Here is a 26,413-nt window from a genome sequence, read left to right on the forward strand (position 1 = left end):
AAGCTTACTGTATAATTGTTATAGAGCCCCTACGGGTAATTTTATTATTTACCATTATCGTGTAATAGTATACTGGGTTTTTCTGCGACCATGTAAAATCGCTATCAGGCCAGCTGTTATTGTAGTGTGTAGCCCTAAGTACAATTGTGCCATCGGGTGCATATACAACAACTTCTGTATCTTCATTTAAATATTGTAATGGCAACGACCATTTATCATTCTTACCATCGTTGTTTGGCGAAATAAGGTTAGGAATGGCAATAAGGTTATTCTCTTTAATGCTCACTACAAACTGTTTTGTAACCTCACATTCTCCTACTGTCGCAACAAGGGTATACGTTCCGGGTTCACTAACTTCTATACTCGGGCCGTTACCAATCTGAGTCCCGTTTAAGAACCACACATAGCTCTCTGCACCACCGGCAGTAACAGTAATACTTGTGTTTTCCGGTATTTCTACATTTTCGCCTACGCTAATAGTAATCAGGTCCATATCATATGGCTGTAATACAATTGTATTAGATGTTATAGTACATCCGTTGTAGCTAACCTCCAGATAATAGCTGCCTTTTTCGCTAGCCGTAATAGATGGCGCAGACCCACCTATAAGGCTCGTACCGTTATGATACCATGTATACAAATATTCAGCATTAGTCACGTCGCTAAACAATGTAACTTCTGTACCATCGGCACAAAACGCGCCATCCATATCAATTGTAACCCCGCTAACAAAAGCAAGCTCAACAGCGATACCGTTAGATGTTACTATTCCAAAATCAGGTATATTCACCTCAAGCGTATAAATTCCTGTTTCGGTAGCGGTGTACGCTATTTGAGTAGCTCCGCCTATAATGGCACCGTTTTTATACCATTGGTAGTCATAGTCGTAATTGTTGCCTATAAGGTTTACAAATCCCGGCGCTGTAACCGCCTTAAATTCTGCTATGTATAATATCGCCTGTGTATCTACACATTTTTCATACGATTCTGCTGCTACAGTAAGTGCAAAGCCTGACGGATTAACCAGTTCAAACACCAGTTCTTTGGTCATTACACACTGGTCGTTTTGGGTTACCACCACTTTGTATACGCCCGCAAGGGTAGCAGAAATAGATGCTGTACTCTCACCCGCCAATACAATACCATTACGGTACCATACAAAAGTTGGCAATAGTGCATCTGTAACAACAGCAAGGCTTTTAACCTGACCCGGAATTATTATATCGCTAAGCGGACTGGCGGGTGTAAGTGTAAAGTCACTTTGTTGTATGGTTACCGTGTTAGATATTGCAGAGCAAGATCCGTTGGTTACCCTTACATAATAATTTCCTGTTTCTGTAGCGGTAAAATCGGGTACGTTGCCCGATGTTACCTGAACACCGTTTTTATACCACGTGTATACAAAAGCCGTAGTAGTAAGACTGTTGCTTATAACAACCTGAGAGTTCTCCCCACAAAGCTTACCCGCAGCAGTTATAGCTACCTGGCCAAAACCAAGGTTCACTGTAATTGCGTTAGAGTACACAGGAGCGAATTCGGGAATGGTAACTTCCAGTTTATAAATTCCGTTTTGAGATGAATCGTTAAGCGATAAGGTTGCCAATACTGCACCCGGCACAGGCAAATTGTCTTTGTACCACTGGTATGTATAACCCAGGTTGGCAGCGTTTATATTTCCAGCAGGAGTTATTGCTATTAATCCTGTTACATTTAATGTTACTGCGGCACTCGTACAGGCAGTGTAACCTGCATCTGCGGCAATTGTCAACTGGAAACCTGTTGGATAGTTTAGTGTAAATAGTTTTTCTGAAGTAACAGCACAGCCCGATGTCTGGGTTACCACTACTTTATATTCGCCATTTTGTGTAGCTGTAAGCGTTGCCGATGTTTCAGCTATAAGCACATTATTTCTGTACCATGCATATTGCGGTGCAACAGCATCTGTAGTAACGGTAAGCGTTTTAGTTTGCCCCGGAAGGATAATATCTGTAGAAGGGTTACTGCTGTTGATTACAATAGTAGCATTTTGTATCTGAAGCGTATTGGATTGCGATGTACATGTACCCGCTGTTACAATAAGGTAATAGTCACCCGCATCGCCTGTAATTAATGTCGACGCTGTTTCGCCTGGCAGTTGTACACCGTTTTTATACCATTGGTACGTATAGCCAGTTCCTGTTACGCTTGATGAAAGAACAATTGTTGATCCTGCGCAAAGTACACCACTTTTTGAAATGGATACCAATCCTGCCGGAATAGCTATATTAACCGCTGCCGTATTAGAGCTAACCGGACTGAAGTCTGGTATTGAAACAGCAACCATATATTCGCCATTTTGCATAGCATCTGCAATAACTAACGATGATGCTACAGCACCTGCAACCGCAGTTCCGTTTTTAAACCATTGGTAAGTGTAGCCTAGCGTAGAAGCATCTACATTGCCGTTTGCTGTTTGCGCAGTAAAGTTTGTTATGCTTAACGTTGCCGTTGTGCTTGTACATGCAGTATACCCTGCATTAGTTGCAATAGTAAGCGTAAACCCTGTTGGATAGTTAAGTGTAAATAATTTTTCTGAAGTAACAGCACAACCCGATGTCTGGATTACTATTACTTTATATTCACCATTTTGTGTAGCTGTAAGCGTTGCCGAAGTTTCTGTTAAAAGCACATTATTTCTGTACCATGTATATTGTGGTGCAACAGCATCTGTAGTAACGGTAAGCGTTTTAGTTTGCCCCGGAAGGATAACATCTGTAGAAGGATTACTGCTGTTGATTACAATAGCAGCATTTTGTATCTGAAGCGTATTGGATTGCGATGTACATGTGCCCGCTGTTACAATAAGGTAATAATCAGCCGCATCGCCTGTAGTTAATGTCGACGCTGTTTCACCTGCCAGTTGCGCACCGTTTTTATACCATTGGTAGGTATAACCGACTCCTGTAAGGCTTGATGATAGAACAATTGTTGATCCTTCGCAAAGCACACCGCTTTTGGAAATGGATACCGATCCTGCCGGAATAGCAATATTAACCGCTACCGTATTAGAGCTAACCGGACTGAAGTCTGGTATTGAAACAGCAACCGTATATTCGCCGTTTTGCGCAGCATCTGCAATAACCAATGATGATGCGACAGCACCTGGAACTGCAGTTCCGTTTTTAAACCATTGGTAGCTGTAACCAAGGGTAGAAGCATCTACATTGCCATTTGCCGTTTGCGCAGTAAAGCTTGTTATGCTTAACGTTGCCGTTGTACTTGTACATGCAGTATATCCTGTATTCGTAGCAATGGTAACTGTAAATCCTGTTGGGTAGGTAAGTGTAAATATCTTTTCGGCAGTAGCGGCACATCCTGCGCCCTGAGTAACCACTACCCTGTATTCGCCGTCTGTTGTTGCGCTAAGCGTTGCATTTGTTTCTCCCGTTACAACTGCACCATTTTTGTACCATACAAACTGTGGCGAAACAGCATCGGTAGTAACACTTAGTGTTTTCGGCTGACCCGGAAGTATAACATCTGTAGCAGGGTTTGTAGTGTTTACCGTAATAGCCGCAATCTGTAATTGTATGCTGTTAGACTGTTTAGCACATATTCCTCCGGTTACATTAATGTAATAGTTACCTTGATCTGTAGTTGTAAGGGTAGACGATGTAGCACCTGTAACAGCCACCCCATCTTTGTACCATTGGTGAGCGTAACCCGAACCGTTAATGCTTGCTGTAAGTGTTACCGTACCACCATCGCACAAAGCGGTATTATTGGTAATAACAACATCTTCTACCTCAAGGTTTATAGTTAGATTGTTAGATGTAACTGTGCCAAAATCGGGTACTGTAGCTTCCAGCCTGTAATTTGCGTTTTGCGATGCATCGCTTATCACTAAAGTAGCCGATGTTGCTCCTGCAACCGCTGTATTATCTTTAAACCATTGGTATTGGTAACCAAGGCCTGCAACGTCTACGCTACCTGAAGTAACTGTAGCTGTAAAGTTGGTAACCGCTAAAGATGCAATAGTGCTGTCGCACGAAATGTAATTGGCATCGGCAGCGACAACAAGGCTAAATGCCGACGGATAAGCCAATGTAAATGTAGCTTCGTTAGCTACTGTACAACCCGATGTTTGTGTTACCACAACTTTATAAGTACCATCCTGCGTTGCTGTAAGCGTTGCCGATGTTTCTGCCAAAAGCACATTGTTTCTGTACCACGCAAACTGCGGCGCTACACCGTTTGTAGTTACTGTTACAGTTTTTGGCTGCCCGGGAAGAATAAAATCGTTGGCAGCAGCAGTTACTGTTACAGCAATAGCAGCATCATCAACAGTTAGCGTATTAGAATGCGCCGTACAGCTTCCTCCTGTTACAACAACATAGTAAGCACCTTCGGCATCTGCCGAAAGCGTTGCGCTTGTTGCTCCCGTTATAGCAACTGTATCTTTAAACCACTGATAAGTATAATTTGAATCGGCCAGTGTTGCTGTCAGGCTAACAGTAGCGCCTTCGCAAAGCGTAGTGTCGCCACTAATTACAATTGCAGGAAGTGCCAGGTTAACGGCTGTAGTGTTAGATGTTACCGGAGTAAAATAAGGTATGGTTGCTTCCAGTTTATACGTTCCGTTATCGGCAGCGTTGTTTATAGTAAGCGTTGCCAATGTTGCTCCTATAACAGCAACATCGTTTCTATACCATTGGTATTGGTACCCTAAGCCTGTAACATCAACAGCACCCAAAGGTGTCTGCGCCGTAAAAGCAGCTACACTTAGCATAGCAGTAGTGCTAACACAAGGTGTAAATCCTGAATTTGTTTCCGTTGTAAGCGTAAAGCCTGTAGGGAAGTTAAGCGTGAAAGTAGTTTCTGCAACAGCATTACAACCGAGAGTCTGTGTTACTACTACTTTATACTCACCATCCTGAGTTGCTGTATACGATGCCGAAGATGCGCCCGAAATAACAACATTATTTCTGTACCACACATATTCCGGTCCCAGTGCATCGGTAGTTACGGTTAGCGTTTTGTTTTGGCCGGGCAGTAAAACATCGGTAACCGGGTTGGTACTGCTAACCGTTATCTGTTCGATATCAATATGAATCGTGTTTGACTGTGATGTACAGCCACCGCCTGTAACTTTAAGATAGTAGTCTCCTGCATCATCGGCAGCAAGAGTGCCCGAAAGTATTGCAGGAAGCAGGAATCCGTCTTTATACCACTCGTACGTATATAGAGAATTGTTTATGTTTGATGTAAGCGGTGCAATAGCACCTTCGCAGATGCTTGTTGGCCCAGATATTATAACGTTACCTACAGAAGGGTTAACGGTTACCGCATTTGAAGTTATATCACCAAAATCCGGAATGGTAACTGTAAGGGAGTAGCTTCCGTTATCTAAAGGGCTTGTAACATTTAACTGTGGTGTAGTTGCCCCTGCAACCGCAACATTATCTTTATACCACTGATAGCTGTAACCGTAAGAATTATTTAGAATACCTGTAGTTTGGGCTCCCGTTACCACATTAAATTGTTCGATATTTAATGTTGTGGCAGTGCTTACGCACGATTGGTATGCTGCATCTGATTGTATTGCAACATTAAAACTATCAGGATATATGATGTTTACCGATGCTTCTTTAGTAATATTACACGGAACAGCATCATTTACCACCACTTTGTAAGTGCCTTTTTGTGTAGCATTGTAGCTTGCCTGCGTAGCACCGCTAATAGCCGTATTATCTCTGTACCATTGGTATGAAGGGTTAATTGCATCTGTAATGGCAGTAAGTATTTCGGTTTCTCCGGGAATAACAACCGTGGTAGCAGACGGATCTATATCGAGGTTAAAATCTACCGGTTCCAGCTCAATTTCGTTCGTTTCAAAAACACAGCCACCACCTGTTATTACGAGATGGTAGATTCCTGCTTCGGTAGCCGGATACGTGGGTTGCGAAGCCGCCGCTATTAGTATATTGTCTTTATACCATTTATATACAAAATTACTGTTCTGTACATCGCTGGTGAGTAGTTTAGGGACACCCGGACAGAGATTGCCCGTATTATCATTGGTTGTTATTTGCGGATTGAGTATAGACTGTACTGTTACATTAACAATATTTGAATAGGAGTTAAGTACGCAGCTGCCAAAATTTGTGGTTACGTAGTAACTCCCTGTTTCGGTTACATTTATAGACGAGCCTGTCTGACCCGGTATTTCTATATAATCCTTATACCATTTATAGGTAAGGTTTGGGTAATATAACGGCGATGCCGGTGTACCTGTATTATCTATAGCCAGTGTGTAGCCGGTACCCGAACAGATATTTACCTGCCCTATATTATTATTGATAGCATAGGGCTGATTGTGTATTGCATAGTATGCAGGAAATGCTGCACTTTGCGGGCTTGTTTTTGCAGGATTGGTACTTCTTACCCTAAGCCTGTACCCTTCGCCAAATGCATTAGTAGGGACACTAAAGGTACCGCTTACTACCGTTGTGGTAGTTGTAGGCAGCGTAGCCACAATTGTTGGGGTAGAAAAACTGCCGGTAGGCCCCGACATTTCTATAATAAACTGATTACCGGGACCAAGGTTTAAAACCGGGGCTACTGAAAAGTTAACTGTGAAGGAATTGAAAGATGAAGAAGCACATGCCCGTGTAAAGCCAAATGTAGGTGTAGAAATATTCACCTGCGAATACGCGCAAACACTGCCGGCAAGCCAAAGCAGAAAGCTAAATATTAAATAAAAAATTTTATTCTTTTTATTCATCTAGGGGAAATGGTGAATGTGCGAATATCAACTTAAAAGAATAAACCTATGTAAACAAATTCTTATCAAAAATTAAATTCGATAAACGGAGATAAAAACACGATAAAACTCAACTTGATATTCATTTTATAACTGAAATTTTTACAAAATTTTAGATTTTAATTAACAATACAGATTTTTCAAAATGTTACAAAAGCAACAAATTGTTACATAAATATGTTAATTAAGAACTAATTTACGTCAAAATAACAGTTGCGGTTTTATGCATAATAGATAAAAATTTGTTAAAATATCTATTTTATAATTAGTCGGACACCCGTAAAAATACCTGTTTTGATGAAGAATAGTCAATAAATTCACAGTAATATAAACGTTAATTTTTTGTAATTGAACGTTTTATATTTCATTTTCATCGACAGCACAACTCTTTTAAAAGTCAAACACTTACACTCCAATACCTACTCTTCTAATTGAAGCAATTGAGATCATATCCAATCAATTTTGAAAGCTGATTCTGACAGATATTCCATTATTTATCAATATTTAAATTTTAAGAGTCCGTGAAAGCTGCAACTCGCATTTGCATTTTTTATTGTAGGAATAAACAATAGATATGTTAAACAATTCTATATACTAAAATTGAAATAGTAATATTTTAACTATTAAATCAATGTTATAGTATCTAATTATTCACACTGCTACCCCACCCTCACGTTATGACATATAACCTGAAGAAAAGATACACTTAAGCCAGATTTATTTAATATGTATAATTTTAGCACCTTAATATGCTCATTTTCACAAAAATTACGTTTTATAAAATTTTTAACCGCTGTTAATTAATAATTTATATACATTTGCACCCTGATGAATAGAACTGAATTACATATTGCTAATATGTCACGGACAAACACCACGGCTCCCAGCCGGATGGTGCGGTAAACTATACCGCTAAGTTTTCGCCCGAATATTCATTTTTATTTATTTCTTCTGAATTGAAATCACAATCCTTTTTTATTGGGAGTCCTGTATTTACAGGCTTTATATTAATTGCTTCACTTAATATCCTATTCAGTCCCAGACCGTTCCGGCCATAGGGTCTACATCTATTATTTAAACCGGTCCGCCCGGTTTGTATTCCCATATTTGAACCGATAATTATAATTTTAATACATTTTTGCAATGGATGTATCTATTGTGATAGCCCACGAAGGGCATTACAAATTTGCGCAGCAGATATGCGATACCATGGAGGCATCGGCCATTATAAGAGGCACAGGCATTGCCAAAAGGAGTCCTGACTACATCATAAAAAAGATGGAGCACGGCGACGCTGTTATAGCATTAGTAAACGGCGCATTTGCAGGCTTTTGCTACATAGAGAGCTGGTCGCATGGTAAGTTTGTGGCAAACTCCGGACTTATAGTGCACCCCGATTTTCGAAATCTTGGGCTTGCCAAAAAGATCAAGGAGCGCGTGTTCGACTATTCGCAGGAAAAGTATCCGGGTGCCAAAATATTTGGTATTACCACCGGGCTTGCCGTTATGAAGATTAACAGCGAGCTGGGCTATAAGCCTGTACCCTTTAGCGAATTAACAGACGACCCTACCTTTTGGAACGGCTGCCGTGGCTGCACCAATTTTGATATCCTTGAACGCAAAGAATACAAGATGTGCCTGTGCACCGGCATGCTGTATGATCCTGCAGACAAAAAGCAAAAAGAAGAAAAATACAATTTTAATCAGAAAGTGCTAACCAGGCTTAAAAGCATTAAGCAGGCACTCTTCCTTAAAAAAGAAAAAGCATAATGAAAAAAGTAGTTTTAGCCTACAGCGGAGGCCTTGACACCTCTTACTGCCTTAAATATTTAAAGAACGACCTTGGGTATGAAGTACATACTCTGCTTATAAATACAGGAGGTTTTACTCCTGAAGAACTTACAGCTATAGAAAAAAGAGCCTACGAATTAGGTTCTGCAAAGCATACCAACCTGGATATTATAGATGCGTATTACGAAAAAGCTATTAAGTACTTAGTATTTGGTAATGTGCTTAAGAACAATACATACCCACTTTCGGTGAGCGCTGAGAGGGTTTTTCAGGCTTTGGAAACTGTTAAGCACGCTAAGAAAGAGGGTGCCGATGCCATTGCACACGGCAGCACCGGAGCAGGTAACGACCAGATTAGGTTTGACCTTGTTTTCCAGACTATTGCTCCGGAAATGCAGATCATTACACCTATTCGTGATCTTAAGCTTACCCGTCAGCAGGAGGTAGAATACCTTCAGCAAAATGGTGTGGAATACTCATGGGAAAAAGCGCAGTACTCCATTAACAAAGGCATTTGGGGTACAAGTGTAGGAGGAAAAGAAACCCTTACATCGGGTCAGCCGCTACCGGAAGAAGCCTACCCTTCTCCGTTACTAAAAACAGAGCACGAAAAAGTTACACTCCATTTTGAAAAAGGTGAGCTTGCAGGCCTTAACGGATCTTTCGAAAAACCATCATTAAACATCCAGAAACTGGAAGAACTTGCATCGGCATTTGCCATAGGCAGGGATATACATGTGGGCGATACTATTATAGGTATTAAAGGGCGTGTCGGCTTTGAGGCTGCGGCTCCGCTTATCATAATTAAAGCGCACCACCTGCTTGAAAAGCACGTACTTGGCAAATGGCAGCAATACTGGAAAGAGCAGCTGGGCAACTGGTACGGCATGCTTTTTCACGAAGGGCAATACCTTGACCCTGTAATGCGTAACATTGAAACTTTCCTTACAGACACCCAGAAAACGGTGACAGGTACGGTTACTGTTACCCTGAAACCTTACCATTTCTCGCTTGACGGTATTGAATCGGCTCACGATTTAATGAACACAGGCTTTGGGCAGTATGGTGAAGTAAACAATGCCTGGACGGCAGACGATGCTAAAGGCTTTATTAAAATTGTGGGCAATGCCCAAAATATATATGCTCAGGTAAACCAGGAAAGTTATGATTAAGGCAGGTATAATAGGCGGATCTGGTTATACGGCGGGTGAATTGCTTAGGCTGCTGGCCTACCATCCAAACGTATCTATTGATTTTATATACAGCACAACCAACGCGGATAAGCCCGTAACATCGGTTCATCAGGATTTGCTGGGCGATGTTAACATTAACTTTACCGGAAACGTAAATCCGGATGTTGATGTCGTGTTTTTGTGCTTAGGCCACGGTCAGTCGAAAGCATTTTTAACAGCTAATCCATTCTCGTCAACTACCAGAATAATCGACCTGGGCAATGACTTCAGGCTTGAAAAGGACAGCAATTTTGACGCAAAACAGTTTGTTTACGGACTGCCGGAACTAAATAGAAAAGCTATTACCAAAGCTAAATATATTGCCAACCCCGGATGTTTTGCAACTGCAATTCAGCTGGCATTACTGCCACTGGCGCAAAAGGGCTTGTTGCAGGACACGGTACATATTAATGCAACAACAGGAAGTACGGGCGCAGGTGTTATGCCATCGGCAACATCGCACCACCCGTGGCGAACCAATAATATGTCGCACTACAAGGCATTTGAGCATCAGCATTTGGGAGAGATTGGCGAAAGCCTTACCCAATTGCAATCGGGTTTTGAAGCTGAACTGCTTTTTATCCCCAATCGTGGCGACTTTACCCGTGGCATATTTGCAACGCTGTATACTAAGCTAGAAGCAGATTTCCAGGAAGTTGTAGAATTGTACAACAGCTATTATAAAGATGAGCCATTTGTAAATGTAACAACCGATGCTATAAGCCTGAAACTGGCAGTGCAGACCAACAAATGTTTTATAAGCTTAGAGCAAAAAGGCAGTTACCTGCTGATTACTTCGGTGATTGATAACCTTGTAAAAGGCGCATCGGGGCAGGCAATTGAGAACATGAACCTGATGTTTGGGCTTGATGAGACTACAGGATTGAGACTGAAACCGGCAGGGTTTTAGACATATCTATCACGAAAAGGCCTCACCCCCAGCCCCCTCTCCTCTGAACAGGGCTGGGGTGAGGATAAAAAAATTTAAGAAAATGAGCAATTTATTCAACGTATATCCAATATATAATATAACCCCGGTAAAAGCACTGGGGGCAAAAGTGTGGGACGATAAAGGACAGGAATACCTTGACTTTTACGGAGGCCACGGCGTTATTTCGGCAGGACATTCGCACCCGGATTATGTAAAAGCAGTAAGCGATCAGGCGGGTAAAATAGGGTTTTATTCTAACTCTATTTACAATCCTGTTCAGGAAGCACTGGCAACAAAGTTATCGCAGCAATCGGGTTACCCTGACTACACGCTATTCCTTTGTAATTCAGGCGCAGAAGCCAATGAAAACGCACTGAAACTGGCATCTTTCCATACCCAGAAAAAGAAAGTGATCGCTTTTAAAAAAGCCTTTCACGGAAGGACATCGGCAGCTGTTGCAGCAACTGATAATCCTTCAATAGTGGCTCCGATAAATGCAGGCCATGAGGTAGTATTTCTTCCACTAAATGATGTTGATGCTTTTGATGCAGAAATTGCAAATGGCGATGCTTGTACGGTTATTATAGAAGGCATTCAGGGTGTTGGCGGATTGGATGAAGCTACAACAGCCTTCTTTCAGCACATAGAAAAAGCATGCAATGACCATAATGTAGTGCTGATACTGGACGAAATACAGAGCGGCTACGGGCGTTCGGGTAAATTCTTTGCACACCAGCACCATAGTATACAGCCCGATATCATTAGCCTTGCCAAAGGTATGGGTAACGGTTTCCCTATCGGGGGTATTCTTATCTCGCCTAAATTTAATGCATCACACGGATTGCTGGGTACCACTTTTGGTGGTAATCATCTGGCATCTGCGGCAGCATTATCGGTACTGGAAATTATAGAAAATGAAAACCTTATCGAAAACGTAAACGAGGTAAGCAACTACTTTAGGGAGCTTGCAGGACAGATTCCGCAGGTAAAAAACATCAAAGGACGCGGCCTGATGCTGGGCCTTGAATTTGACTTTGAAGTGGGCGAACTGAGGAAGAAGCTTATTTACGACGAACACATTTTTACAGGCAATGCTTCGCAGAAGAACCTGTTGCGCATACTGCCGCCACTGTCTATAACCAAAGGAGATGTAGATGTGTTTTTTGCAGGGTTGAAGAAAGCGCTTGAGGCTGTATCTGAAGATGCAATTTCTGCAATATCTTGAAAACCTTGTAGGTTGTAAACCGTTGATTTTAAATTTAAAAACAATGAAAAAATTCACTTCTGTTGATGATATTCAGGATCTTGAAAGTCTGGTAGCATTAGCAAAAACAATAAAAGCGGCTCCCTTTGCCCACCCCGAAAAAGGCAAAAAAAAAACCCTTGGTTTACTGTTCTTTAACCCTAGTTTAAGAACAAGGCTCAGCACCCAAAAAGCGGCACTTAACCTTGGAATGAATGCCATTGTAATGAACCTGAATACCGAAGGCTGGTCGCTGGAATTTGAAGATGGTGCTATTATGGATGGTACCAGTGTTGAACACGTTAAAGAGGCAGCGCAGGTAGTTTCGCAATACTGCGATATAATTGCTATCCGTAGCTTTCCTACCCTTACAGACAAGGAAAAAGATGAAGAAGAGTACGTTATAGGTGCATTTCTTAAATATGCTTCGGTACCCGTTATAAGCCTTGAAGGCGCTACAGAGCATCCGTTACAGGCTGTAGCTGATGCCCTTACGGTAGAAGAATACAAAACAAAGGCACGCCCTAAAGTAGTGCTTACATGGGCACCGCATCCTAAAGCGTTGCCTCATGCTGTACCGAATTCTTTTGTGAAAGTGATGAAAAAGGCTGATGTAGATTTTGTAATTACACACCCCGAGGGCTATGCGCTAAACCCTGAATTTACTGAGGGTGTTACTATTACACACAATCAGGACGAGGCTTTTGCCAATGCAGATTTTATCTATGCCAAGAACTGGAGCTCGTATGAAGAATACGGTCAGATTTTGAGCAAAGACCCTTCGTGGACAGTAACTACAGAGAAAATAGCACTTACCAACCATGCCAAATTTATGCACTGCCTGCCTGTAAGGAGGAATATGATCGTAACCGATGCCGTGCTTGACAGCGACGCGTCTATAGTGATTCCGCAGGCGAATAACCGTACGTTTGCCACACAGGCAATACTGACCAAAATACTTGACAATGAGCAATAAAACACCGCTTACCGTAGTAAAGATTGGTGGCAATGTTATTGACGATGCTGCTGCTCTTGACAGTTTCCTAAAAGATTTTGCAGCTATAGAAGGTGCCAAAATACTGGTACACGGTGGTGGAAAACTCGCCACAAGAACCGCTGAAAGCCTTGGTATTGAAGCTGTTTTTCATGAAGGCCGCAGGATAACCGATGCCCCAATGCTGGAAGTTGCCGTTATGACCTATGCAGGATGTATAAACAAGAGTATTACCGCTAATCTTCAGGCGCTTGGGAGCAATGCTATGGGCTTTACAGGTGCCGATGGTAACCTGATACGCTCTGAAAAAAGGAAGAATGCAGCGGTAGATTTCGGCTACGTTGGCGATGTGGTTTCGGTGGATGCAAAACTATTGGAACTACTTACAGTACTGGGTATTGTGCCGGTTTTCTGCGCTGTTACTCACGACGGAAACGGGCAACTGCTGAATACCAATGCCGATACTATTGCAAGCGAATTAGCGGTTGCAAGCAGTGAATACTTTGATGTGAAGCTACTGTATTGCTTTGAGAAAAAAGGTGTGTTACTCGACGTAAATGATGCCGATTCAGTCATAAAATCCCTTACTTTTTGGGAATTCAGCACACTGAGGGAACAGGGTGCTATACACAGCGGCATGCTGCCTAAACTGGAAAACTGCTTTAACGCTCTGAATAAAGGGGTTACGCAGATAGGTATTGGCAGTCCCGCTATGATAAACGGCGAAGCCCACACCCTTATTACGCCTTAACCAAAAAACACTATTATGGCCGTTAAAACCATACAGACACTTACCCAGGAAGCCATTGCACTATTAAAACAGCTAATTGCAACACAGTCTTTTTCATCGGAAGAGGAAGGTACCGCATTGCTTATAGAAGCTTGGTTTTCTGCTAATAACATACCTTTTAAACGGGAAAAGAATAACATTTGGGCTTTCAACAAACAGTACGATGAGGCATTACCTACTCTGCTGCTGAACTCTCATCATGATACGGTAAAACCCAATCAGGGCTATACGCTAAACCCACTTGAACCTATCGTAAAAGATGGTAAGCTTTTTGGTCTTGGCAGTAACGATGCAGGAGGCTGTTTAGTATCGCTAATTGCTACGTTCACTTACTTTTATGACGCTGAAAATCTGCCGTATAACCTTGTTATTGTGGCATCTGCAGAAGAAGAAAGCAGTGGCCCCGACGGACTGAATAGTGTACTAAAACACCTGCCAACACTGGATTGTGCTATAGTAGGCGAACCTACCGAAATGCAATTGGCGATAGCTGAAAAAGGGCTTTTAGTACTTGACGTTATTGTGGAAGGAACTCCGGGGCATGCCGCACATCCTAACGATAACGTATCTATTTACAATGCTTTAGGTGTTGTAGAATGGTTTAGAGATTACTGTTTTGACAAGGTAAGCGATGTATTAGGCCCGATGAAAATGACGGTTACAGGCATCAATGCCGGCAAGCAGCATAATGTTGTACCCGCAGAATGCCATTTGGTTGTAGACGTGAGGGTTAACGACCGATACACCAACACCGAAGTACTCGAAATTATACAAAAGGAGCTTGAAGGTAAGGCAACAGTAAAACCGCGATCGCTGCACTTAAACTCCTCATCTATAGATAAAAACCATCCTATTGTACAGGCAGGGATAGCCCTTGGAAGAACTACCTATGGGTCGCCAACATTGTCTGATCAATCGGTGCTGTATTGCCAGTCGCTTAAGCTGGGCCCGGGCAGCTCGCCGAGGTCGCACACAGCAGACGAATTTATTTTTATTAATGAAATTGAAGAAGGAATAGCACTGTATATCAATATACTGGCTACTTTCCTGAAGCAAAATATACCCTCGGAAGTACTACTATCCGACCTAAAAAATTTACCATGAAACTCTGGGAAAAAGGAATACCTACCGACATAAAAACCGACCTCTTTACTGTAGGCAACGACCGTGAACTCGACCTGCTTTTAGCTGAATATGACGTAGTTGGATCTATGGCTCACGCTAAAATGCTGGCAAAAACCGGACTGCTAACCACCGAAGAAGCACAAGATCTGGTAATGGCCCTTGAAGACATACTGACCGACATTAAAAAAGGCAACTTTTTTATTGAGCAATCCTTTGAGGATGTGCACAGTAAGGTAGAATACCTGCTGATAGAAAAGCTGGGCGATACCGGTAAAAAGATACACACCGCACGTTCGCGAAACGACCAGGTTTTAGTAGATGTGCACCTGTTTTTAAAAGCTGAATTAACAGCTATAAAGCAGCAAACCAACGAGTTATTCGAACTATTACTTGCTAAAGCCGAAGCTACCAAAGACATACTTTTACCGGGTTACACTCATTTTCAGGTGGCAATGCCATCATCTTTCGGAATGTGGTTCTCGGCATATGCCGAAAGCCTTGTAGATGACGTAGTTATGCTAAACGCAGCCCTTTCTGTAGCCGATCAAAACCCATTGGGATCTGCGGCAGGATATGGCAGTTCGTTTCCTATAGACAGGACATTCACAATGCAGGAATTAGGATTCAATACATTGAAATACAACTCGGTAGCAGCACAAATGAGCCGTGGAAAAGCTGAGAAAACGGCTGCTTTCGCTATGGCATCGGTAGCGGGTACATTGTCTAAACTGGCGATGGATATCTGCCTGTATCTGAGTCAGAATTTTGCCTTTATTACTCTGCCACAGCATCTTACAACAGGAAGCAGCATTATGCCGCACAAGAAAAACCCTGATATTTTTGAGCTTATACGAGGTAAATGCAATAAAATTCAGGCATTGCCATACGAAATAACCTTGATAACCAATAATTTACCAAGTGGCTACCACCGCGATTTGCAGTTGCTGAAGGAAGGGTTGTTTCCTGCACTCCAAACTTTGAAATCGTGTCTTGAAATGGCGATTTTCAGCATCAGGGAGATTGAACCCAACCAGAACATACTGGACGACAAAAAGTACGATTACCTATTTACTGTAGATGCACTAAACGAGCTGGTAACCAGCGGAGTACCCTTTAGGGATGCCTATAAAATAGTGGGCGAACAGGTAGAAAATAATTCTTTCCAGTCGCCAAAGGCCACTAAACACACCCACGAAGGCAGCATTAACAACCTGTGCCTTAATGAGATAAAAGCAAAAATGGCAGCTGTTTTTAGCAATTAATAGTGCACAATTGGTACATCAAAATGCTTATTTTTGATCCATTTTGGCTAAAACAGGCATTTTTTAAAACACTGAAAAAGTGCACATTATAAATAATGTTGCACTTTTTGTTTTTTAAAAATCCAGGCACCGGATCACTCAACAAACCCGGCACCCGGATTTCAGAAAGTGAAAGTATTAAACTCAAGAAAACTCAATTTTAGTTGCAGGTACCTCATCGTAAATTGTGCTTTAAGGAGGTCGTATTCGGTAGTGAGCAACTGGTTTTTTGATGTGGTAAAAACAATGGCCTCTACCAGCCCACTACTAAATTTTGCCTGCGTGGTCTCAAACGACTTTTGAGCATAAGCTCTTGTTTGTTCTAACTGTAGTGCAAGCACCTCATTCTGCTGTTTTTTAGCCGTTTCCTGCTCGATTGTCTGTCGTAGCTTTATCTTTTCCTGCTCGGTTTCTACGTTACGCTTCTGAAACTCTACTTTTGCCAGCTGAACGTCGCGATGCGTCTTTAATCCATTGAAAATAGGCACTCTAAGCTGTAAACCTATATAATGGTTTTTGTTATCGTTAAGCTGTGTCCAAAACGGGTCTACCATGTTACCCGGCTCATTTAAAGGCAGGTAGTAAAAAGACGAATAGCTGTAAAACGCCGATATCACCGGCAGATAAGCATTCTTTTGTATGGTAATGTCTTTCCTAGCAACGTCTGCACTCAATTGTGCCGATTGTATCTTAGGGTAATGCTGTAAAGCATTGGTATACACCTCAGCCGCAGGTTTACCGGCAAGATCTATGCGCTCTATATTGGCAAAGATGATGTTGTCAGGATCTGTATCCTTTACATTCATAAGCTGTAACAATGTAAGCTTTTGGTTGTAAAGCAGTTGTTTGGTTTGCGTTATGCTATTCTCTTCCTGCGCATAGCTTACCTGCATGTCGTACAGGTCGCTCTTAGGCTTGCTGCCAATGCTTACTTCCTTATCTATCCTGTTAAGATTGAACTTTGCATTTTCAAACCTTCCTAACTGAATCTTCAGCAATTCCTGGCTGTAAAGCACATTAAAATAATTTTCCAGTACCGTAAGCTGATATTCGGCAGCAGTGGCCTCTTTATCAGCTTTTACCTTAAGCACTGCGATCTTATTTCTGCGTGCCGTGGTAAAGGTATTAAAGTTGATGATGTTCATATTAGCATCCAGCGATACATTATCGCTTTGTATGTTCCTGCTCACCCTGTTATTGGTCGAAGGATCAATAGTTGACCCGATACTATAACTGTGTGATGCCGATACCCCCACCGTTGGCAGGAACTCCAATAGTGGACTGCGGTGCGTAGTCTCGGCACTCAATATCTCTAACTGGCGTAACTGAAATTCGGGATTGTTTTGCATTCCTGTAGCAATGCACTGCTCAAATGTCCATACTTCCTGCGCCTGCATAAAGCCGGATGATAGTAATAAAAACAGGAATAGGTATCGCGATAAAGCCTTCATTTTGGGTAGTATTGTACCTCCGCCTGCAACATCTGCCGCAGGCGTAAAGTAATTATATAGTATGTTTTATTCGTATTTCAAGTATGCAAGAACATTTACCCGGGTAGCGTACCACGCCCTTGAAAGCACCACCAAAAGTGTTAGCACCATTAGCGAAAGGAAACCAACAAGAAACGGCAGTACAGAAATTGCTATACGGTATGAGAAATTTTCAAGCCATTTATCCAGCAGCCACCATGCCGGCGCAAGGCCGATTACAAAACCAATAATGCAGAAGAGCACATATTGCCTAGAGAGTGCTGCAAGCAGTACACGGGTTTCGGCACCCAGTGTTTTGCGTATGGCTATTTCTTTCATCCTGCGTTGTATACTGTAAGATGATAAAGCAAACAGCCCGAATAAAGCTATGAGTATTACCACGACATTCAATAGGCCGAAAAGATTGCGCTGGTGTACAAATCCCTGATATGACCTGGCAAAATTTTTATCTACAAAATCGTAGTTAATAGGATAATCAGGATCTACCGAATGCCATAGCGCTGTAATTTCGGCAAGAGCCGGTTCCATATAGGCAGGATCTACCTTTATATATATATTATTGATATTCGCCACCATCCAGTTCATCGTTTTGTAATGGGAAAAGATCATTGGCGGAATAGGGTCTTTCGGGCTATTCAGGTGAAAGTCCTTTACAATTCCCACAACTTTAAATTTCTGATCGTCCCAATAGGTGACCGATTTACCTAAAAGATTTTTTTCTCCAAACATCTTCATAGCCGTTTCGTTCACCAAAACCGAATTGATGGTATCTGAAGCAAAGTTGGGGGACAGGCTTCTACCCTGGGTAACCTTTATATTCATCATATCCATAAGATCAAAGTCGAGTATCATATATTGTAATGAAACTTCTGTTTCCCTATAATTGAAAGAGGTTTGGTACGATCCTCCTCCTCCTATTTTAAAAGTACCGCCAGAAACCTGCTTAACACCTTTAATAGCCTTGATCCTCTCTTTTAGCGATTCATATTTTTGGGCAAGTATCTTTTCAGCACCTTCTCCCCTAACATTAAACGCATCCCTGTAACTTACATCTATAACCTGATCGGCTTTAAACCCAAGGTCTTTAGACGACAGGTAATTTACCTGCTGGTTTACAATATAAGAGCCTACAATAAAGAACGATGCTATACCAAATTGAAATACAAGCATACCGTTACGCAGCCATATTCCTTTTTTGCTTCTTGAAAAATTACCTTTAAGTACGTTTACGGCTTCAAACTTTGAAACATATATTGCCGGGAAAATTCCCGATAATGCTACTATTATAATAAACACCAGCACAAGCTGCATATAAAACTGACTACTCTTTATAACCAGTTCTTTACCCAGAAACATATTATAATACGGCAGCGAGATTTCTACTATTACCATAGCCAGCAGTATGGCAAACAGGGTAGTAAGCACAGTTTCAAAAACAAACTGCCTTACAATATTGCCTCTAGTGGCACCCAGTATTTTACGCACCCCAACCTCTTTTGCCCTTTTAATGGCATTGGCAGTAGCCAGGTTTACATAATTTACTATAGATATCAACAATATAAGTAACGATAAGCCCGACATTATAATTAAGAACTGGTAGCTGCCCCTGCCTTCGGGGAAATCGCCAACACGGGAGTGCAGCCTTACATCGGCCAATGCTTCCAGGTATATTTTAGTCTTCCCGTAACGTTTAATATATTCTTCAGGAGAAATTCCACTCTGCGCAGCACTTACTTTTGTGTTATTATCATAATATAAACGCTCAATTTTTTCCGCTACCGTAACTGCATTTTCGGGGCTTTTTAGTTTTACGAACATGGCATAACTAAAACTACCCCAACGCGTTTCGGTTTCTTTTAACTTGGCTTCTATCGCATTGATAACCATATCGGGCATTACAGACGACTTTTCATTAAGCCTGTAAACCCCTTTTACAGTAAGCATTTTATCGCCGGCTTTTACCTGTTCTCCCATAGGGTTTACATCATTAAACAAGCGCTTTGCTGTAGCTTCAGATAATACTATACTTCCCTCGTCCAGGGCAGTTTTAGGGTCACCCTGAACAAATTCAAAAGGGAAAAAGCTGAAGAAGCTTTTTTGCGCATCGGTAACTTTCTGTACAATCTCTTTTTTGCCTTTGTACTCCAAAATTTCACTATTGTACCACGCATTCATATAGCAGTATTCTGTTACTTCGGGTATTGCCCTCAGATGAGGACCTACCGGTACTGCGCTGGCACCCCACATTTTGTTTTCGCCGAGGTCTGCCACCGAATAGAATATTGTATCCTTATCCGGATTCCAGTTATTATAGGCATGTTCATCGTTCCAGTATAGTATAGAAAATACAAGCCCTGCAATACCAAGGCTAAGCCCCAACACGTTTAGTGCCGTAAAGAACTTGTTGTTCTTTACCTGATATAAATATATTTTAAGCCAGTTGTTTATCATGGTTATTCGTATTTAAGGTAAGTAAGTACATCCATCCTGGTAGCATGCCAGGCCCTGCTTATTACAACTATAAGTGTAAGGACCATAAGCACTATAAAACCTGCCAGGAACGGCAGTACCGATATATCTATGCGATAGGTAAAATTTTCCAGCCATTTATCAAGCAGCAGCCATGCGGGAAACAAGGCAATTGCAAACCCTACGATACAGAACACGATATACTGTTTAGAAAGTGCTGTAAGCAGTACGCCTGTTTCCGCACCCAGTGTTTTACGTATGGCTATTTCTTTCATTCTGCGCTGAATGCTGTACGACGACAGGGCAAACAAACCGAACAAGGCTATCAGCATAACTACAATATTCAGCAGGGTAAACAAATTACGCTGGTGTACATAACTCTGGTATGAGCGGGCAAAATACTTATCTACAAAGTCATAGCTAAATGGATAATCCGGGTCTATAGAATGCCATAGCTGTTCCATTTCGGCAAGAGCCGATTCCATATGGGTAGGGTCTACTGTTACATAAATATCGTTAGTATTCTGCATCATCCAGTTCATTGCTTTTTGGTGCGCAAATACCATTGGTGGAATAGGATCCTGCGGATTGTTTAGATGAAAATCTTTTACAACACCCACAACCTTATAGTCATCTTTATCCCATTTAATGAACTTACCTACAAGCTGTTTGTCACCAAACATCTTCATTGCCGTTTCGTTTATCAGAACCGAATTGATAGTATCTGAAGCAAAACGGGGGGACAAATCGCGACCCTGCGCCATTTTTATCTTCATCATGTCCAACAGTCCAAAATCGGTTACCATATATTGCAGCGATACTTCTGCATCGCCGTAGGTAAAAGAACTTGAGTGCGATGATCCGCCACCGAGTTTAAAAGTACCGCCGGATACCTTCTGTACCCCTTTTATAGCCAGCAATCTTTGCTTAACCGAACTGTATTTTTGGGCAAGCTTTTCCCTGAATTTTTCATCTTTAAAATCGTAGCTGTTTCTGTAGGCTATATCTATAACCTGGTCGCCTTTAAAACCTACATCTTTAGATGCCAGATAGTTTACCTGCTGGTTAACAATATACGAACCGATGATAAAAAACGACGCTATACCAAATTGAAGTACGAGCATGCCATTGCGAAGCCATATCCCTCTTTTGCTTCGGGAAAAATTGCCTTTAAGCACATTTATAGACTCAAATTTCGAAACATACACCGCAGGCAATATACCCGAAAGCAGCACTATAACTATAAACACTACGATAAGCTGTATATAAAACTGGCTACTTTCTATAACCAGTTCTTTACCCAGAAACATATTGTAGTAAGGCAACGAAATTTCTACAATTACCATTGCCAGCAGTAAAGCAAACAATGTCGTAAGCACTGTCTCAAACACAAATTGCTTTATGATATTGCTTTTTGTAGCCCCCAGTATTTTACGTACCCCAACCTCTTTTGCCCTTTTAATGGCGTTGGCTGTGGCAAGGTTAATATAGTTTACGATTGACAATAGCAGTATAAGCAGCGACAACCCTAACATTATCATTAAGAACTGGTAATTGCCCCTGCCTTCGGGCACATCGCGAACACGAGAGTGAAGCCTAAGGTCGGCAAGCGACTCCAGGTGTACCCTAGTATCGCCATAGCGATTTATATATTCCTGGGGCGAAATACCATTTTCGGCAGCATATAATTTTGTCGCGTTATCATAATACAGCTTTTCAATTTTCTGCTCTACAGCAGCAGCGTCATCGGCGTTTTTAAGTTTTACAAGCATAGCAAAGCTAAAAGCACCCCAGCGCGATTCGTTTTCTTTCAGTTTAGGATCAATGCCGTTAGTAACGATATCCGGCTGAAAAGACGATTTTCCGTCAAGCCTGTATATTCCTTTTACCGTAAGCAATTTTTCGCCATAGCGTACCTGCTCCCCCATTGGAGCCTGACTTCCGAACAGGCGTTTGGCAGTAGTTTCAGACAATGCAATGCTGCCTTCATCTAAAGCTGTTTTGGCATTGCCCTGAATAAATTCAAAAGGAAAAAAGCTAAAAAAATTCTTTTGGGCATCGGTAACCTTGCCTATCATTTCCTTTTTGCCCTTGTATTCTAAAACAGCGTTATTGTACCAGGCGTTCATATAACAGTATTCGGTTACTTCGGGTATAGATGTAAGGTGCGGACCAACGGGTGCAGCACTCGCTCCCCATAACTTATTTTCGCCCATATCTATAACACTGTAAAACACCCGGTCCTTTTCAGGATTCCAGCTATTGTACGCGTGCTCGTCGTTCCAGTACAATATAGAAAACACAAGCCCTGCGATACCCAGGCTAAGACCGAGCACGTTTAGTGCCGTAAAGAACTTGTTGTTCTTTATCTGATATAAATATATTTTTAGCCAGTTGTTTAGCATCGTTATTCGTATTTAAGGTAAGTAAGTACATCTACCCTGGTAGCCTGGTAGGCTCTTGAAAGTACAACAGCAAGCGTTAAAACCATAAGTACCGTAAATCCAATTATAAACGGAAGTATAGAAATATCGATACGGTAGGCAAAGGTTTCAAGCCACTTGTCCAGCAGCATCCATGCCGGTACATAAGCAATAAGAAAACCTGTAATGCAAAACACTACATATTGCTTTGAGAGGGCTAGTAACAGCACACCGGTATCGGCGCCAAGAGTTTTGCGTATGGCAATTTCTTTCATCCTGCGTTGAATACTGTACGATGACAAGGCAAACAAACCAAACAGTGCAATAAGAATTACCACAACATTAAGCAACGAAAACAAGTCCTTTTGTTTTACATACGCCTTGTAGGTGTTCGCAAAATTGGCATTTACAAAAGCATAGTCAAACGGGTAGTCGGTATCTATTTTGGTAGTCCATAATTTTTCCAACCCGGCCAGGGTTTGTTCCATGTTTTCGGCCTTTACTTTTATGGTAATACCGTTTACATTGCCAAACATCCAGTCGATAGTCTTAAAATGAAAAAACGTCATCGGCGGAATTGGCTCATTAATGTTCTGAAAGTGAAAATCTTTAACCACACCCACTATTTTCAGTTTTTCATCATTCCATTTTATTTCTTTGCCAATAGGGTCTTTTTCGCCCATCATTCTAACGGCCGTTTCATTAACCAATACAGAATTAATAGTATCTGATGACAAAGCAGGCGATAGATTACGACCCTTAACAACTTTTATCTTTAGCATATCCAGCATTTCAAAATCTACTGCCATATTCTTAGCCTGCACATTAACTGTTTCGCGATAACTAAAGTTAGACGATGAACTTGCCTCACTGCCAAATGTAAACGCCCCTGCAGAGACTTCCTCTACACCCTCTATTTTTCGAACCTCCTGCTTAACGGTTTCATAGCGCTGCATCATAACCGGTGTCCAGTCTCTTTTACTCCAGTCGTAATTGGGCTGCCTGTATTGCACCTGTATAACCTGGTCTCCTGTAAAGCCAAGGTCTTTATTGGTTAGGTATTCTATTTGGCGGTATACTATATACGATCCTACAATAAAAAAAGACGCTATTGCAAATTGCAGTATAAGCATACCATTACGCAGCCATACCCCGCTTTTACTTCGCCCGAAATTGCCTTTAAGCACATTCAGCGTTTCGAAATTGGAAACATACACCGCCGGAAATATACCCGACATCACTATAACCACTATAAAAATGGCTATCAGCTGCACGTAAAACTGACTGCCGTGTATAGCGAGTTCTTTGCCCAAAAAGTCGTTATAATAGGGTAACGAAAGCTCTACTATTACCAAGGCCAACAGAATTGCAAATAAGGTCGTAAGTATTGTTTCAAAAATAAACTGCCTTATAATATTGCCTTTTCCTGCGCCTAAAATTTTACGCACCCCAACTTCTTTTGCCCTTTTAACCGCATTTGCAGTAGCTAGGTTTACATAGTTTACAATAGATAGTATAAGCACCAGTACAGATAATCCTGCCATAATAAGCAGGAAACGGTAGTTACCTTTCCCTTCCGGGCTGCCATGCGCTACAGAATGCAGCCTGATATCTTTAAGCGCTTCAAGGTACACCATGGTTTCGCCATGTTTTTTTACGTACTCTTCTGGTGTAAGTCCTTCTTCTTTAGCATTTGCTTTTGTCCTGTTCTCAAAGTATATTTTTCTTATTCCTGCTTCTACTGCTTTTGCTTTAGCAGGGTCTTTAAGTTTTAAGAATAACCCAAAACTATAGTTACCCCATTGATCTTTATTATCCTTTAGCCTGCTGTCTATGCCGTTAAATACCATGTTAGGTTCAAACGACGATTTTTGGTTAAGCCTGTATACTCCCTTTACCGAAAATACACCACCGTTAGCAAACTTTATGGTCTTGTTCATCGGGTCGGCATCGCCAAACAGCAGCTTAGCCGCTGCTTCAGATATTGCAACAGAATTTGGCGTGACCGAAGTAGCAGCACTTCCTTTTACAAACTCAAAAGGAAAGAAAGAAAAAAAGTTGTTTTGTGCACTTATAATCTTGCTGACAACCTGACCTTTTCCGTTATAACTTACTACGTTTTCATGGTACCAGTCGTCCATATAACAATAGTCGGCAACCTCAGGAAGCAGTGCCTTTGCCAATGCGCCTGTCTGTGCGATATTTGTTGCCCATACATTACCGTTCCCCAAATCGTTTATTACCTGAAAGGTATTGTCTTTATTGGGGTTCCATTGGTTGTACGAATGTTCGTCGTTCCAGTACAATATGGCAAACACCAGCCCGGCAATACCAAGGCTAAGCCCAAGCACATTTAGCGCCGTAAAGAACTTGTTGTTCTTTATCTGATATAAATATATTTTTAGCCAGTTCTTTAACATGTGATTTGTGGATTTGATTATCCGTGATTTGATTGATGATGATTAGTTTGTTGACGGTTGTCAGTTGATGGTTGTCGGAACTCACTCTGATGGAGGCATTCAGCCAATATCTGATCTGACAATCATCAACCGATAACCAAAAACTATTTATGCCTCATTCGTTACAAAAACATCTGTATTCCTGCTGTTTTTTCTTTCGCTAAGCACCATACCGTCTTTCATTATTATGGTTTTCTGCGAGAACGATGCATCATATTCAGAGTGGGTTACCATAAGTATGGTTGCCCCTGCTGCATGCAGGTCGGTAAGTAGTTCCATCACCTCATTACCGTTTTTACTGTCAAGGTTCCCTGTAGGCTCATCGGCAAGTATAATTTTTGGGTCGTTAACCAATGCCCTTGCTACGGCAGCCCTTTGCTGCTGACCTCCCGAAAGCTGCTGCGGAAAATGTTTCAGCCTGTGCGAAATGGCAAGCCTTTCTGCAATAGCTTCCACTTTTTTCTTTCTTTCGCCAGATGGTACATTGTTATAAATAAGGGGTAGTTCTATATTGTCGTAAACCGAAAGCTCGTCGATAAGGTTAAAGTTCTGGAATACAAAGCCTACGTTTTCTTTTCTCATTTTCGACTTTTCGCTTTCGCTGAGTCCGTTTATTTCTTTACCCAACAGCTGATAGCTTCCGCCCGATGCGCTATCCAGCATACCAACAATATTTAAAAGGGTCGATTTTCCACAGCCCGAAGCACCCATTATGGTTACGAATTCACCCTGTTTTACCTCAAGCGAAACATCGTTAAGTGCTTTGGTCTCTACTTCTTCTGTTCTGAATACTTTTGAAAGGTTTTTAATATGTATCATACTATTGATTTTTGGCTGCTGCCTGCCGGAGTTGATTACGCTCCATACATACAGCTTGGTTAATGATTGTTTTTTCTGATTTTTTTGATTGATGACTGAACTCTCCGCTGTTATTTACTCAAACCCCACTTACATTTATACGAGCCGCTGGTTTGCTTTCCTGTAAATTTAATTTTATACTCTTTGCCCGCTGCAAGAGAAATTATTTCAGTGTCTTTTTTGTTTTCATTAAAAGTGTGTTCTAACAATGTGTTACCATCGATGTCGGTTACTTCCATTTCCAGTTTACCTTCTTTTACTACAATATCGTAGGCAAGGTTAACGTTGGCAGCCTTACCGGGAGTAAGCGTAAAATATACCTGTCCTGTAAACTCTTTGTATGTTGCATCGCTATAGGTATCGGTATGATGGTTTGTCCATTGCTTATCTTTTACAGGCTGTATAAAATGCAGCCCCGTAGCCTTAATTGTCCCCTCCTGCGCTGCCATTTTTACTATTGACATAACTATGACAATAAATAATAAAACTAACTTCTTCATAATTC

At 41.5% G+C, this 26,413-nt stretch carries 16 protein-coding genes; 8 read left to right on the forward strand and 8 right to left on the reverse strand.

The window, feature by feature from the left end; translation table 11 throughout:
- Nucleotides 1–4: 4 nt before the first annotated feature.
- Complete coding sequence (locus ALW18_08925) at nt 5–6,763, reverse strand: hypothetical protein (protein ID AOE52620.1); 6,759 nt, start codon at nt 6,761–6,763, stop codon at nt 5–7.
- Between the two features lie 943 nt (nt 6,764–7,706).
- Entirely contained in the window at nt 7,707–7,907 is a 201-nt protein-coding gene (locus ALW18_08930; GenBank protein AOE52621.1) for a hypothetical protein, read from the reverse strand.
- A 38-nt stretch (nt 7,908–7,945) separates the two neighbouring features.
- Here ALW18_08930 and ALW18_08935 point away from each other — a divergent pair, with 38 nt between their 5' ends.
- From ALW18_08935 to ALW18_08970, 8 genes are all read left to right on the forward strand, one after another.
- Complete coding sequence (locus ALW18_08935; protein AOE52622.1) at nt 7,946–8,572, forward strand: acetyltransferase; 627 nt, start codon at nt 7,946–7,948, stop codon at nt 8,570–8,572.
- Nucleotides 8,572–9,765 carry an argininosuccinate synthase gene (locus tag ALW18_08940; GenBank protein AOE52623.1) on the forward strand — a complete coding sequence of 398 codons (1,194 nt, stop codon included), beginning with the start codon at nt 8,572–8,574 and terminating at the stop codon, nt 9,763–9,765. Before ALW18_08935 ends, ALW18_08940 begins: the two co-directional genes overlap by 1 nt.
- A complete protein-coding gene (locus ALW18_08945) occupies nt 9,758–10,735 on the forward strand; it encodes an N-acetyl-gamma-glutamyl-phosphate reductase (GenBank protein AOE52624.1) in 978 nt (325 codons plus the stop codon). The genes ALW18_08940 and ALW18_08945 overlap by 8 nt, the downstream gene beginning before the upstream one ends.
- Before the next feature lie 82 nt (nt 10,736–10,817).
- Nucleotides 10,818–11,981 carry an acetylornithine aminotransferase gene (locus ALW18_08950; GenBank protein AOE52625.1) on the forward strand — a complete coding sequence of 388 codons (1,164 nt, stop codon included), beginning with the start codon at nt 10,818–10,820 and terminating at the stop codon, nt 11,979–11,981.
- A gap of 43 nt (nt 11,982–12,024) precedes the next feature.
- The gene (locus ALW18_08955; protein ID AOE54364.1) at nt 12,025–12,975 is read left to right on the forward strand and encodes an acetylornithine carbamoyltransferase; all 951 of its coding nucleotides are present in this window, start codon (nt 12,025–12,027) and stop codon (nt 12,973–12,975) included.
- Nucleotides 12,965–13,744 carry an acetylglutamate kinase gene (locus ALW18_08960; protein AOE52626.1) on the forward strand — a complete coding sequence of 260 codons (780 nt, stop codon included), beginning with the start codon at nt 12,965–12,967 and terminating at the stop codon, nt 13,742–13,744. The genes ALW18_08955 and ALW18_08960 overlap by 11 nt, the downstream gene beginning before the upstream one ends.
- Before the next feature lie 15 nt (nt 13,745–13,759).
- Entirely contained in the window at nt 13,760–14,887 is a 1,128-nt protein-coding gene (locus ALW18_08965; protein AOE52627.1) for an acetylornithine deacetylase, read from the forward strand.
- Entirely contained in the window at nt 14,884–16,170 is a 1,287-nt protein-coding gene (locus ALW18_08970) for an argininosuccinate lyase (GenBank protein AOE52628.1), read from the forward strand. The genes ALW18_08965 and ALW18_08970 overlap by 4 nt, the downstream gene beginning before the upstream one ends.
- A gap of 161 nt (nt 16,171–16,331) precedes the next feature.
- Here the strand turns inward: ALW18_08970 and ALW18_08975 are convergent, their stop codons facing one another.
- The 6 genes from ALW18_08975 to ALW18_09000 all read right to left on the reverse strand — a co-directional run bounded on the left by ALW18_08975 (nt 16,332) and on the right by ALW18_09000 (nt 26,372).
- Nucleotides 16,332–17,606 (reverse strand): hypothetical protein, encoded by a 1,275-nt coding sequence (locus ALW18_08975; protein AOE52629.1) that lies wholly within the window; start codon nt 17,604–17,606, stop codon nt 16,332–16,334.
- A 120-nt stretch (nt 17,607–17,726) separates the two neighbouring features.
- The gene (locus tag ALW18_08980; protein ID AOE52630.1) at nt 17,727–20,150 is read right to left on the reverse strand and encodes a multidrug ABC transporter substrate-binding protein; all 2,424 of its coding nucleotides are present in this window, start codon (nt 20,148–20,150) and stop codon (nt 17,727–17,729) included.
- Nucleotides 20,151–20,152: 2 nt separating this feature from the next.
- Nucleotides 20,153–22,573 carry a multidrug ABC transporter substrate-binding protein gene (locus ALW18_08985; protein AOE52631.1) on the reverse strand — a complete coding sequence of 807 codons (2,421 nt, stop codon included), beginning with the start codon at nt 22,571–22,573 and terminating at the stop codon, nt 20,153–20,155.
- A gap of 2 nt (nt 22,574–22,575) precedes the next feature.
- Complete coding sequence (locus ALW18_08990) at nt 22,576–25,011, reverse strand: multidrug ABC transporter substrate-binding protein (protein ID AOE52632.1); 2,436 nt, start codon at nt 25,009–25,011, stop codon at nt 22,576–22,578.
- Nucleotides 25,012–25,158: 147 nt separating this feature from the next.
- Nucleotides 25,159–25,869, reverse strand: coding sequence for a phosphonate ABC transporter ATP-binding protein (locus tag ALW18_08995; protein ID AOE52633.1), 711 nt, complete (start codon nt 25,867–25,869; stop codon nt 25,159–25,161).
- A gap of 110 nt (nt 25,870–25,979) precedes the next feature.
- Nucleotides 25,980–26,372 carry a hypothetical protein gene (locus ALW18_09000; GenBank protein ID AOE52634.1) on the reverse strand — a complete coding sequence of 131 codons (393 nt, stop codon included), beginning with the start codon at nt 26,370–26,372 and terminating at the stop codon, nt 25,980–25,982.
- Nucleotides 26,373–26,413 lie beyond the last annotated feature (41 nt).

Source organism: Flavobacterium psychrophilum (assembly GCA_001708385.1).
Taxonomy (GTDB): domain Bacteria; phylum Bacteroidota; class Bacteroidia; order Flavobacteriales; family Flavobacteriaceae; genus Flavobacterium; species Flavobacterium psychrophilum_A.